This is a genomic window from Oricola cellulosilytica (assembly GCF_019966575.1).
In the GTDB taxonomy this organism is placed as follows: domain Bacteria; phylum Pseudomonadota; class Alphaproteobacteria; order Rhizobiales; family Rhizobiaceae; genus Oricola; species Oricola cellulosilytica.
Genome location: NZ_JAINFK010000002.1, coordinates 438,942 through 451,703, shown reverse-complemented (window position 1 = coordinate 451,703; position 12,762 = coordinate 438,942). Strand labels below are relative to the sequence as shown.

At 62.3% G+C, this 12,762-nt stretch carries 7 protein-coding genes; 5 read left to right on the top strand and 2 right to left on the bottom strand.

Annotated features, from left to right (window positions below; genetic code table 11):
• Nucleotides 1-148 precede the first annotated feature (148 nt).
• The 5 genes from LC298_RS06810 (at nucleotide 149) to LC298_RS06790 (ending at nucleotide 7,487) form a co-directional block, all read left to right on the top strand.
• Complete coding sequence (locus LC298_RS06810) at nucleotides 149-1,675, top strand: Do family serine endopeptidase (RefSeq protein ID WP_131567864.1); 1,527 nt, start codon at nucleotides 149-151, stop codon at nucleotides 1,673-1,675.
• A 150-nt stretch (nucleotides 1,676-1,825) separates the two neighbouring features.
• The gene (locus LC298_RS06805) at nucleotides 1,826-2,497 is read left to right on the top strand and encodes a response regulator transcription factor (RefSeq protein ID WP_131567866.1); all 672 of its coding nucleotides are present in this window, start codon (nucleotides 1,826-1,828) and stop codon (nucleotides 2,495-2,497) included.
• Nucleotides 2,494-3,903: a sensor histidine kinase gene (locus LC298_RS06800; protein ID WP_131567868.1), complete on the top strand. Its 1,410-nt coding sequence runs from the start codon at nucleotides 2,494-2,496 to the stop codon at nucleotides 3,901-3,903. The genes LC298_RS06805 and LC298_RS06800 overlap by 4 nt, the downstream gene beginning before the upstream one ends.
• A gap of 62 nt (nucleotides 3,904-3,965) precedes the next feature.
• Nucleotides 3,966-6,929 carry a bifunctional [glutamine synthetase] adenylyltransferase/[glutamine synthetase]-adenylyl-L-tyrosine phosphorylase gene (locus tag LC298_RS06795; RefSeq protein ID WP_131567870.1) on the top strand — a complete coding sequence of 988 codons (2,964 nt, stop codon included), beginning with the start codon at nucleotides 3,966-3,968 and terminating at the stop codon, nucleotides 6,927-6,929.
• A gap of 66 nt (nucleotides 6,930-6,995) precedes the next feature.
• The gene (locus LC298_RS06790; protein ID WP_131567872.1) at nucleotides 6,996-7,487 is read left to right on the top strand and encodes an EF-hand domain-containing protein; all 492 of its coding nucleotides are present in this window, start codon (nucleotides 6,996-6,998) and stop codon (nucleotides 7,485-7,487) included.
• Nucleotides 7,488-7,496: 9 nt separating this feature from the next.
• Here the strand turns inward: LC298_RS06790 and LC298_RS06785 are convergent, their stop codons facing one another.
• Nucleotides 7,497-9,809, bottom strand: a complete 2,313-nt coding sequence (locus LC298_RS06785; protein WP_131567874.1) for a PAS domain-containing sensor histidine kinase — start codon at nucleotides 9,807-9,809, stop codon at nucleotides 7,497-7,499.
• A 213-nt stretch (nucleotides 9,810-10,022) separates the two neighbouring features.
• Nucleotides 10,023-12,668 carry an aminopeptidase N gene (gene pepN / locus LC298_RS06780; protein WP_131567876.1) on the bottom strand — a complete coding sequence of 882 codons (2,646 nt, stop codon included), beginning with the start codon at nucleotides 12,666-12,668 and terminating at the stop codon, nucleotides 10,023-10,025.
• Between the last annotated feature and the right edge of the window lie 94 nt (nucleotides 12,669-12,762).

Genomic DNA, 12,762 nt, shown 5'->3' with positions numbered 1-12,762 from the left:
GCCCGCCGATCATGTCCTCCCTCTCCACCTCTCCAAACCTTACGAAAATTTCATGTTTCGGAAAGCGGCATGTAATTTTTTCGGCCCTATATCTCTCGTCAAAGCCGGGTCTGCCGGCACTCCAATTCAAACCCGAGGACATGAATTGATGACGACAACACCCAAATCTCCCCGTAAATCCGTACAAACGAAGATCGCCGCCGCGTTGCTCGCGACCACCGTTCTCGGCGCAGGCGTTGCCGGCTTTTCCGGCACTTCGATGACGCCGGCCACCGCTGAGGCCGTGCGGGTCGAGACGCCGGCCGCCGCTCCGGGCTTTGCCGATATCATCGAGAAAGTGTCGCCCGCCGTGGTCTCGGTGCGCGTGAAATCCGATATTCAGCCGGCATCGAGCGACGACTTCGGTTTTGGCGGTCGGAATTTCGATGATCTGCCGGACGGCCATCCCCTCAAGAAGTTCTTCCGCGAATTCGGTCCGCAATTCCGTGACGGTCCGCGTGCCGAGCGCCATCAGCAGCGTCCGCGCCGCCCGCGTCCGACCTCGCAGGGCTCCGGCTTCTTCATTTCCGAGGACGGTTTTCTCGTGACCAACAACCACGTCATCGAAGGCGGCAGCGAATTCACCGTCGTCATGGATGACGGAACCGAACTCGACGCCGAACTGATAGGCTCCGATCCGCGCACCGATCTTGCCGTGCTCAAGGTCGAGGAAGCGCGCGAGTTCGTCTATGTCGATTTTGCCGATGATGCGAATACCCGCGTGGGCGACTGGGTCGTCGCGGTCGGCAACCCGTTCGGTCTCGGTGGCACCGTGACGGCGGGCATCGTCTCGGCGCGCGGCCGCGACATTGGCGCCGGCCCCTACGACGACTTCATCCAGATCGACGCCGCCGTGAATCGCGGCAACTCGGGCGGTCCCACCTTTAACCTGAGCGGGGAAGTCGTCGGCGTGAACACCGCGATCTTCTCGCCGTCGGGAGGCAATGTCGGCATCGCCTTTGCGGTCCCGTCGTCGACAGCACGGAGCGTGGTTGCCGATCTCATGAACGATGGCTCTGTTGAACGCGGCTGGCTCGGCATCCGCATTCAGGCGGTGACGGACGAAATCGCCGACGCCCTCGGCCTCGATGGGACGAATGGCGTGCTCGTGGCGGACCCGCAGGCCGATGCGCCAGCCGCAAAGGCCGGGATTCGCGCCGGCGATATCATCACCGCGGTCAATGGCGATGCGGTGAAGGATCCGCGTGGACTGTCGCGCCGCATTGCCGCCTTTGATCCCGGCACTGAAGTCGAGATCACGCTTCTGCGCCGCGGAAAGGAGCAGACCATCAACGTGAAACTCGGTGAACTGCCGGGACCGACCGTTGCTGCCGCGGACGCCGCGCCGGAAGCAGCACCGGAAACCGCGCTATCGGACTTCGGCCTGACGATTGCTCCGGCCGAGGACGGTGACGGTGTCGTGGTCACGGCGGTCGAGCCGGACAGCCCCGCCGAGGAAGCGGGTGTCCGGGCCGGCGAGGTCATTCGCGAGGTCAACAACAAGCCGGTCAAGTCCGCTTCAGACATTGAGGAAGCGCTCGATGAAGTGGCCAAATCCGGCCGTAAGGCGGCTCTGATGCTGCTTGAGCGCGACGATACCAGCCGGTTCGCAGCGATACCGCTTAACCGCGGCTGACGACGCGAAAATTTGGCTGTCCGGACATAACCATGTCATCCCCCCGGGCAGGCAAATACGGCGGCAGCAGGCTTCCCCCCTCAACCTGCTGCCGTCTCTTTTTTGCCGCGGGCGCTTCTCATTTTCGAGCAGTAACGCGATAAGCAACCGATGAAGGTTCTGATCATAGAAGATGACCGCGAGGCCGCGGCCTATCTGAAGAAGGCGATGGCCGAGGCCGGCCATATGGCCGATGTCGCCCATGACGGAGACGAGGGCTACGTCATGGCGGATGGCGGCGGATACGACGCGCTGGTGGTCGACCGGATGCTGCCGCGACGCGACGGCCTTTCCGTGATCTCCGCCCTTCGTTCCAAGGGCGACATGACGCCGGCCCTCGTTCTCTCCGCTCTGGGGGAAGTTGACGACCGGGTGACCGGATTGCGGGCAGGGGGCGACGACTATCTGACCAAACCTTATGCATTCTCCGAACTGCTGGCGCGGCTGGAAGTGCTGTTGCGGCGCCAGAGCGGAGCCGAGCAGGATACCAGCTACCAGGTCGGCGATCTGATCATGAACCGGCTGGCGCACGAGGTTCGGCGCGGGGATGAGCCGATCATGCTCCAGCCGCGTGAATACCGGCTGCTGGAGTATCTGATGCGCCACTCGGGGCAGGTGGTGACCCGCACCATGCTTCTGGAGAATGTTTGGGATTATCATTTCGATCCCCAGACCAACGTCATCGACGTGCATATATCCCGCTTGCGGTCCAAGATCGAAAAGGGCTTCGACAAGCCGCTGCTGCACACGATCCGGGGCGCCGGGTACATGATGCGCGAATGAGCCGGTTTTCCTCGACCATAAACACGACCGCGACGCGTCTGTCGGCGCTGTACCTGGTCCTCTTCACGTCCTGCGCCGTGGTTCTTGTCTTTTACATGACCGGGTCCACCGCCCGCTTCCTGATCAACGAAACCCGAAACGCGGTTACCGAGGAGATAGAAACCCTCGGCGACGTCTACAGCCGCGGCGGACTGCGCAGGCTGGTGCGCGAGATCGACCGCCGGTCGCGCCGGCCGAGCGCCAATCTCTACATGGTGGCCGACCACACTGGCCGGATTCTTGCCGGCAACGTGCTGGCCCTCGAGCCAGGAATTCTGGACAGCGAGGGATGGACGCAAGCGCCGTTCGGCTACGCCCGATACGGGGACGACGTGAGCGTGATCAACGATCCGCAGAGGGCGCCGCGTGCGCTCGCGCAGGTGATCGTGTTCAGCAACGGCATGCGGGTTCTGGTCGGTCGCGACCTCGGCGAGCCGCAGCGCTTCCGCGAGATTGTCAGGCGGGCGCTGATCACCGCGCTGACCGTCATGGCGGTCGGAGGTTTCCTGATATGGTTCTTCGTCGGCCGCCGCGCCCTGCAGCGGATCGACCGCGTGTCGGAGGCAAGCGCACGGATAGTTGCGGGCGACCTTTCGGGGCGCCTGCCGGTAACCGGGGCCAACGACGAATTCGACCGGCTTTCGGAAAGCCTCAACTCGATGATCGCCAAGATCTCGAAACTGAACGACGGTCTGCGCGACGTGTCCGACAGCATCGCCCACGATCTGAAAACGCCGCTTTCGCGTCTGCGCAACCGGGCGGAGGCGGCGCTTGCCGGTGACCCGAAGGAGACCGATTATCGCACCGTGCTGGAAGACATGATCGTCGAGGCCGACCAGCTGATCAAGGTCTTCAACGCACTGCTCCTGATCTCACGCGTCGAGGCCGGCTTCTCGAAACAGAAGCTCGACGAAGTCGACCTTGCCGTCATTGTTTCCGAGGTCGCCGAGCTCTACGAGCCGTTGGTCGAAGATGCCGGCATGACGCTCGTCAACGAAGTAAAGGGACCGTTGCCGATTGCCGGCAACCGCGAACTGATCGGACAGGCAATCACGAACCTGATCGACAATGCGCTGAAATACGGCGCAACCGAAGACGGCCGGATTGTGCTCGCGGCCGAGCGGGACAAGCGCGCCGGGATGGCGCGGCTGTCGGTCGCCGATCAGGGCGCTGGCATTCCCGAAAGCGAGCGCGAGCGCGTTCTCGGCCGGTTCGTGCGGCTGGATGAAAGCCGGACAAAGCCGGGCTCCGGCCTCGGCCTCAGTCTCGTTTCGGCAATCGTGGGCCTCCATGGCGGCACGCTCGAACTGCGCGAGGCCGAGCCAGGGCTGAAAGCGGTGTTGTCTTTCCCGATCTCCAGAACCTGAATCGCATTTCCTTTGGCGATGAAGCTCTTTAGCGTGTGACCCTCGCGAAAGGAGGTTGAACATTGGCTGACGACGGTTCGGTTTGGTTTGGTGTTCCGGTCAAGCCATTGTTTCCCGGCAGCGACGAGGCAACCGCCAAGGCGCGTGATACTTTGATCGAAGCCGCAAATCGCGCCCAGGCGCACCGCCTGCTGTCAACGGTGCAGGCAGACGCGCCGCTTTCCGGATTTCTGACAGCTGTAATGGCTCTGTCGCCGTTCCTGTCACACCAGATCGAACGCCAGACTTCTCTGCTGGAAGGTCTGTACGACCTGCCGGTGCGCGAACGGCTCGAAGCGATCCTCCAATCCGTCGATGCGATGCGCCGGGGCGACGGTATCGCGGAAGGCGAAGCCTCCCTGATGACCGAACTGCGGCGCGCCAAGGCCGCCGTGCATCTGCTGGTGGCCCTAGGCGACTTGTCTGGCGGCTTCACCGTCGAGGATACCACCGGCTTCCTGTCGCGCCTCGCCGAGGCGGCGCTTGGCGCATCAATCGGCTTTCTTCTCCAGGACGCGGAGGCGGCTGGAAAGCTCGAACTCGCGGACCCTGGTGAACCGGAAAAAGACACCGGCTGGATCGTGCTCGCCATGGGAAAGCTCGGCGCACACGAACTCAACTACTCTTCCGACATCGATCTCATCGTGCTGTTCGATCCCGATGCGCCGGGCGTAAAATGGCCGGACCGCTCCATGATCGGCGAGACCATGGCGCGACTGACGCGGCGTCTGGTGCGCATCATGCAGGAGCGCACTGGAGACGGATACGTTTTCCGCACCGATTTGCGCCTGCGTCCCGACCCGGGCTCCACACCGCTTGCGCTGCCTTTCGAGACCGCACTCGTCTATTACGAGGCGCGCGGCCAGAATTGGGAACGCGCGGCGATGATAAAGGCGAAACCGGCGGCAGGGGACATCGCCGCCGGCGAGCGCTTTCTCTACGAGCTGCGTCCGTTCGTCTGGCGCAAGCATCTCGACTATGCCGCGATTGCCGATGTCCATTCGATCAAGCGGCAAATCCACGCGCACAAGGGGCACGGCAAGGTCGCCATCGAGGGGCACAACGTCAAGCTGGGCCGTGGCGGCATCCGTGAGATTGAGTTCTTCGTCCAGACCCAGCAACTGATATTCGGCGGACGCGCGCCTGAACTGCGTAAGCGCAACACGGTGGCCATGCTGGATGCGCTCGCGGCCGGCGGCGGCATATCGCGCGAAGCCGCCGAAACGCTCAAGCAGGCCTACGCGTTCCTGCGCCGGACCGAGCACGCGATCCAGATGATTGCTGACGAGCAAACGCACAAATTGCCTGCCGATCCGGAAGGGGTGGAACAGGTTGCCCGGCTGCTTGGCTACGACGGCGACGGAAATTTCCGGCACGATCTGACGAGAACGCTGCGCAGCGTCGAGACCCAATACGCAGCACTCTTCGAACATGAGGCTGCGCTCGGAGCCGAGGGCAACCTTTCGTTCACCGGCGACACGCCCGATCCCGACACGGTGGAGACGCTCTCCCGCCTTGGCTACGAACGTCCGGCCGACATCTGGCGTGTCGTAAGCCAGTGGCACATGGGACGCTACCGGGCCCTGCAGTCGGAACGGGCACGGGCCCGTCTCACCGAAATCACTCCCGAGTTGCTTCGTGTATTCGGACAGGGCGGCCAGGCGGACGAGAGCGTGATCGGGTTCGACCGGTTCATCTCCGGATTGCCGTCCGGCATCCAGCTTTTCTCCATGTTGCAATCGAACCCTCGTCTGATCGAGCTGCTTGCGCTGATCATGTCGTCGGCGCCGAGACTGGCGTCGATCATTACGGCGCGACCGCTGGTTTTCGACGGCATGCTCGATCCCGCTTTTTTCAGCGGCGTGCCGGACAAGACAACGCAGCGCGAGCGGCTCGACGCGTTCCTCGGCGAGGCGCGCGTATATGAGGACACGCTCGACCGGCTGCGAATTTTTGCCGCCGAACAGCGATTCCTGATCGGGGTGCGGTTGCTCACCGGCAGCCTCGAACCCGGTCTGGCGGGTAAGGCGTTCTCGGACCTTGCCGACCTTGTGGTGGATGAAGCGCTCGCGGCGGCGAAGGCCGAACTGGAGGAAAAGCATGGCGTCATCCCCGGCGCCGCCGTTTGCGTGATCGCGCTTGGCCGCCTCGGCTCGCGCGAGATGACGCCGGGCAGCGATCTCGACCTGATCGTGTTGTACGATCTGGCGGACGCCGACGCGGAGAGCGACGGTGCCAAGCCGCTTGACGCTTCGCGCTACTTCATCCGCCTGACGCAGCGGTTAACGGCAGCCTTGTCTGCGCCGACGGCGGAGGGGGTCCTGTACGAGGTCGACTTTCGCCTGCGTCCGTCCGGCAACAAGGGTCCGCTCGCGACCTCGCTCGCAGCGTTTATCCGCTACCAGCGAAATGATGCCTGGACATGGGAGCACCAGACGCTTTGCCGCGCCAGGGTGGTGGCCGGCGACGGCGATCTGTCCGAAAGGGTGGAGGCGGAGATCCGTGCCATTCTGAACGAACCGCGCGATCTCGACACCTTGAAAGCCGACATCGTGGCCATGCGCGGTCGCCTTCTGCGCGACAAGCCGCCTGCCGGGGTCTGGGATGTCAAGCGCACCGAGGGCGGCATGACCGACATCGATTTCATTGCGCAATTCCTGATCCTGGCGGAATTACGAAATGGTAATTTGAATGGCCACGACGCCGCCCATATCATTTCCTCATCCGAAGACGGCTTTCTCGGACCGCAGGAAAGAGAACGGCTGACGAAAGCGTTTTCGGATTATACGGCGATCATGCAGTTGGTGCGTCTGTGTACCCAAAAGGGTTTCGACCCGAACACCGCGCCCAAGGGATTGACCGACCGTCTATGTGCCATCCTTGGCTTTCCCGCAGTGGAAACGCTCGAGGCGCACATTGTGGAGACCGGGAAACAGGTTGCGGAAATTTTCCGCAGGGTTCTCGGAGATCCGCGTTCCGGTTCGTGAAGGGAAGCGCGACCGGGGCGTCCTTATCGAGCATCGGGGGTGACGAACGATGCAAGGACGACTTTCATGAAAACCCGATCCCGCATTCTCATTCTTCTCACAGGCCTCACAGTATCCGCCGGATCTCTCGGGGCGGCTTATGCTGATGACGGAGCGCGCTGGGACCATGGCATGAACCGTGGCGGGGGACACGGAATGGAAAGCATGTTCGAACGCGCCGACACCGATAATGACGGCACCGTCACCGCCGACGAGTTTATCGCTGCGGGTTCGGAGCGTTTCGCGGCGGCCGATGCCGATAATGACGGCAACATCACCGCGGAGGAGATGGCCGATGCGATGTTGCGCGAGCGTTTGCAGCGGCGCGCCGGGCGGATGATCGAGCGCTTCGACTCCAACGAAGACGGTTCTGTTTCCCTCGCCGAAATCGAAGATCGGCAGCGAAAGATGTTTGCGCTGGCCGACCGCGACAATTCAGGCGCAATCGAGGAGGACGAGCTTCGCAAGCACGGCGTCGGCCGAGGCGGACATCATCGGGGCCGCTACGGCCGTAACTGACTCATTCGTTCAGGCGGTGGCCGGCAAGTCCGGCTGCTGCGCCTGGCCGGAAGGGTCTGCTTCCGGTGCCTCGGCACAATTGTCGCCGGTTCCGCAGGGAATGCGCACGGACACGATAGTGCCGGCCCCGGCCCTCGAGCGGATCTTCAACGAACCCCCATGCAGTTCTGTCAACGATTTCGAGATCGCGAGCCCCAGTCCTGACCCGGTGTGGTTTTTGGTCATCTGGTTCTGAACCTGCTCGAACGGACGTCCGAGGCGCCGGATGGCCGACGCCGGTATTCCGCATCCTGTATCCTCGATGGATATCTGCACCGCGCTGGATAGGCCCTTGGCGCGAATGCGGATGCTGCCGCCCTCGTCGGTGAATTTTACGGCGTTGGAAAGCAGGTTGATCAGAACCTGCTTGATCGACCGACGGTCGGCGAAAAAGCGCATCGTTTCGTCAATCGTCTGCTCAACCGAAATGTTCTTCTCCTCGGCCTGTATCGCGACCATGAGAAGGGTCTCGTCGATCAGCGGGCGCAGGTCGAGCATTTCGTGCTCCAGCGTCATGCGCCCCGCCTCGATCTTCGACATGTCAAGGATGTCGTTGATGACGCCGAGAAGGAATGTGCCGCTGGCGTGGATGTCGCTCGCATATTCCATGTACCGGTCCGAGCCAAGCGGGCCGAACATCCCCGATTGCAGGATCTCGGAAAAACCGATGATTGCATTCAGCGGGGTGCGCAATTCGTGCGACATGTTGGCGAGGAAACCGGACTTCGCCATGTTGGCCGCCTCGGCCCTGTCGCGCGCCTCCAGGAACCTCGCGTTCAATTCCTCCAGTTCTCCGGCCTTTTGCTGCGAGATCTTGCGGGCGATCGAAAGGTCGTCGATCGTCGCCATTAGTCGCCGCTCACCGTCAATCAGGCGTTCCTGCTGGACCTTGAGCTGCGTGATGTCGCTTCCGATCGAGATCGTTCCGCCGCTGTTCGTGCGCCGCTCGTTGATCTGCAGCCACCTTCCGTCGGCAATCTGGCGCTCGAACGTTTGCGCCTTGAACTGGTTCTTGGCGCTCGCAATGCGTTTTTCAGAAACCGGCTGGCGCATCATCGCGCTGATGACCTCGCGCGGGGTTCCGGGCTTGAGCGCTTCGGCGGGAACGCCGTTATATTCCTGGAACTTGGTGTTGCAGAGCACGAGCCGGTCGTTCTCGTCCCACAGCGCGAACGATTCCGTGGTGTTCTCGATGGCCGCACGCAGGTTCTCGTTGACGATGGCGTTCTCGGCGGCGAGGCGGTGTTGCTCCGTCACGTCGACGGCAATGCCAATGAGATGGACGCCGGTTGCGCCTTTCTCGACCAGCTCGGTGCGGATGCGCATCCAGCGGTAATGTCCGCCAGCGTGGCGCATCCGGAAAAGCTGATCGACGCGGTCGATTTCCTGAGCGGCGGCGCGTTGCGCCAAGTCGAAAAGATCGATGTCTTCGGGGTGCACCAGCGCCTTGACGTCGCCGAAGGAAAGGATCTCGTCACTCTGCGGGTACCCCAGCATGTCGAACATTGACCGCGACCAGTAGACCCGCCCCCGGGCGAGGTCCCAGTCCCACAGCCCGCAATGGCCGCGCGTCAGGGCGAGGTCGACGCGCTTCTGCGCTTCGCAATACGTCTCGTCGGCTTCGGTCGCGCGCGCCGCCTGTCCGAAATAGGCATAGAGCAGGATGATGAGGATCGAAGAACTGGCGACGAACAACGTCACATTGAGAGAGACGCGCTTCCGCCACGACGAGAACATGTTCCTGTCGGACTGCAGTACGGCCACCACGGCGTTGCCCTCGCCGATTTTCGCGAAGGCGGCATAGTAGGGCTCGCCATTGAGGGCAACGCGCTGGACGCCGGCTTCCTCGCCGAACATGAAGAGCGGTTGGGCCCCCACAAGCTGCGTCTGCAGGTGGACATCCCGAAGTTCGCCCTGTGCCCCGCGCGTCGCGACAATGGTGCCGTCCTCGTCCGTCACGGCGACGAACCGGCCCGCAAAGGTGGCTTCTTCCGGAAGCGCCCGGAATAGAATCTGCTCGAAATCTCTTCCTCTTATGGGCGTAAAGCCGTTCTGGCGAGCCGTGTCCACGCCGGACTTGGCTGCACCGGAGATGAGCGACAGGAAGAGTTCGCCATTATGGGCCGTGCTGGCACGGTCATTCATCAGCGCCATTGCGCGGGCGACGAAGATGACCAGCAGGAAGATCGTGATCAGGACGGGAATGGACCGCTTGAGGATCGGTTCGATAGCCTCCAGGCGCTCATAGGTCGGGCCCGCAAGGAACCGGGCGTGCCCGGTCATGACTGGTGTGGGTTGATCTATCCCCGCAATCGACAAAATTTATCCCCCGGCGCAAGCAGCGCCTTTCAAGACACCGGCTGATACGCCCCCATTGTAACTATTTTCCGAGACATGATTCGGATACCGCACCCCCGAATCGCTATTAATGAATCAAAAGTGATTCGGGCTGTCCATCCCTAAATTCTGCAGTCTCGGAAACTCTCCGATCGCACGTCAGGCGAGTGTTCGTTCCAGAATGTCTTTCAGGTCTCGGGAAAGGTTTTTCCGCTCGGCGAGCGCGGCCATTGCGGCGCGGGCCTGTTCGCGGCGGCCAGATTCAAGGTTTCGCCATGACCGCATCGCTGTGAGCAGGCGCGCAGAGACCTGCGGATTATTCGCGTCGATGCGCGCGATCGCCTCGCAGAGGAAGCGATAGCCTTCGCCGTCGGCGCGGTTGAAACCCGTGGGATTTCCGGTTGCAAACGCTCCGATCAGCGAGCGGATGCGGTTCGGGTTGTCCCATGAAAAGGCAGGCTCGGCGGTCAGCTTCCTGACGGTTTCCAAGGTTGTCGCGCCGGGCGCGGTTGCCTGGATCATCAGCCACTTGTCCATCACGATGGGATCGTCGCGAAACTCGGTGCGGAAGGAATCCAAGGCGTCGAGGGTTGCCTGGTTCGTGGGGGCCAGGTGGGCCAGAAGTCCCAACGCATGGGCCCGATCGGTCATGTTGTCGGCCGCCGCAAAGGCTTCCGCAGCCAAGTCGATCTCTGCTCTCGCATGGCACAGATAGCTCAGTGCGATGTTGCGCAGCGAACGCCGCCCCGCGCTTTCGGCATCCGGCGAATAGGCACTGTTCGGAGCAAGGCCGTGATAGAGCCTTGCGAATAGTGTTTCTCCATGCGCGCCCAACTGCCGCGAGGCGGCACGATGGATCGCGTGGACGACCTCGGGGTCGATGTCATCGCCAATCTCGCGGGCAACGTCGTTTTCGCCGGGCAGGGTGAGGCACAGCGCCCGGTATGCCGGTTCGTAACCGTCGGCGTCGGCGATCTCCATCAGAACCTCGCAGGCAGTCCGGCCGAGCACTGGCCCGGAGACCGGCATGCCGATGGCGACCGCGTTCTTGATCTGCCGGGTCACGAGCGACGCAAGGGCCTGCCAGCGCGCGTATTCGTCGGGATCGTTGCGCGCGAGGAATGTAAGCGCGTCGTCATCGGGCTCCGGGAAGACGGTCACAGGCGCGGAGAACCCCCTGAGAAGGGAGGCTACCGGCCGTTCCGCGATGCCGTAGAAGACGATCTCGTGGCGCGGCTCGCGGAGGTGGATCACATCCTCACTGATATCGGCTCCCGAAACCGCACTCCAGGTAAGGTCGACACTGGCTTCGCCGACTAGCCCGAACTTGACCGGGATGTGCATCGGGGCGTGGGGCGCACCCTCCACCGGTGGCTTCAGTTTCTGATCGACTCTCAGGGTGAAGCGCTGCGCCTGCGCATCATACTCGGATGCGACAATCAGGTTCGGTGTGCCCGGCTGCTCGTACCAAAGCGAGAACTGGCCAAGATCCATCCCGCTGGCATCCTCAAAGGCGCGCAGGAAATCCTCAATGGTCGCGGCGTCGCCGTCATGACGCTCGAAATAGAGATCGAGCCCCTTGCGGAACTGTTCGACGCCGAGGATCGTGCGGATCATCCGGACGACTTCCGAACCCTTTTCGTAGACCGTCGCCGTGTAGAAGTTGTTGATCTCGGTATAGCGGCGCGGTCGTACCGGATGCGCCAGCGGCCCTGCGTCCTCTGGGAACTGGTGGGCCTTCAGGAGCTTCACCTCGCTGATGCGCTTAACCGTCCGCGATCGCTGGTCGGCGGAGAATTCGTGGTCGCGAAAGACCGTCAGGCCTTCCTTCAGGCAGAGCTGGAACCAGTCGCGGCAAGTGATTCTGTTTCCTGTCCAATTGTGAAAGTACTCATGTGCGATGATCGCCTCGATATTGGCGTAGTCCGCGTCGGTCGCGGTGCGCGCATCGGCCAGCACATATTTATCGTTGAATATGTTAAGTCCCTTATTCTCCATCGCACCCATGTTGAAGTCGGACACGGCGACGATCATGAAGATATCGAGATCGTATTCACGGCCGAACACCTCCTCGTCCCAGCGCATTGAACGCTTGAGCGCATCCATGGCGTAGCCGGCGCGGGGCTCCTTGCCGTGCTCGACATAAATTTCGAGTGCGACCTGGCGGCCCGACATCGTCGTGAAACTGTCTTTCACCACGCCCAGATTGCCGGCAACCAGTGCGAACAGATAGGAAGGTTTGGGGAAGGGGTCGTGCCAAACGGCATAATGCCAACCATTGTCCAGCAAGCCAGATTCGATGCGGTTGCCGTTCGACAGAAGCAGCGGCGCATCCTCCACGCGCGCTTCCATGCGGACCGTGAACACCGAAAGGATATCGGGCCGGTCGAGATAGTACGTGATCCGCCGGAAACCCTCGGCTTCGCATTGTGTGCAGTACGTGTCGGATGACCGGTACAGACCCATCAGTTGCTTGTTGGCCGACGGATCGAGGATGGTCTCGATCTCGATAACGAACGTCCGGGCGTCCGGCAGATTCCGGATCGTCAGGGCATCCGGCGTGGCGGTGTGGTGCTCGTCCGGCCATGCTTCACCGTCGACGCGCAGCGCGTCGAGCGCCAGATCGTCGCCGGAAAGCACCAGCGGCGCCCCACTGGCGACACCCTCGCGGCGTCGCACCGCAAGAACCGCGCGAACCTTGGACGCGGTTGGATGCAGCGTGAAATGCAGCCCGGTTGTATCGATGAGGTAATCGCTGGGCCGGTAGTCCTCGAGGCGAATGACGGGGCCGGTTTCGGTGCGCATAAGTCGATCCTGCTTCGTCGCGGCGCCATACCGAATGTATGGCTGCTAATGAGGGAAAGTCGCGACCGCATCTATCCGCTCGACAATCGGACAG

What these genes read in the sequence shown, in the direction of transcription:
- LC298_RS06810 (WP_131567864.1), top strand. Translation starts at nt 149, where the DNA reads ATGACGACAACACCCAAATCTCCCCGTAAATCCGTACAAACGAAGATC.
- LC298_RS06805 (WP_131567866.1), top strand. Translation starts at nt 1,826, where the DNA reads ATGAAGGTTCTGATCATAGAAGATGACCGCGAGGCCGCGGCCTATCTG.
- LC298_RS06800 (WP_131567868.1), top strand. Translation starts at nt 2,494, where the DNA reads ATGAGCCGGTTTTCCTCGACCATAAACACGACCGCGACGCGTCTGTCG.
- LC298_RS06790 (WP_131567872.1), top strand. Translation starts at nt 6,996, where the DNA reads ATGAAAACCCGATCCCGCATTCTCATTCTTCTCACAGGCCTCACAGTA.
- LC298_RS06785 (WP_131567874.1), bottom strand. Translation starts at nt 9,809, where the DNA reads ATGACCGGGCACGCCCGGTTCCTTGCGGGCCCGACCTATGAGCGCCTG.
- pepN (WP_131567876.1), bottom strand. Translation starts at nt 12,668, where the DNA reads ATGCGCACCGAAACCGGCCCCGTCATTCGCCTCGAGGACTACCGGCCC.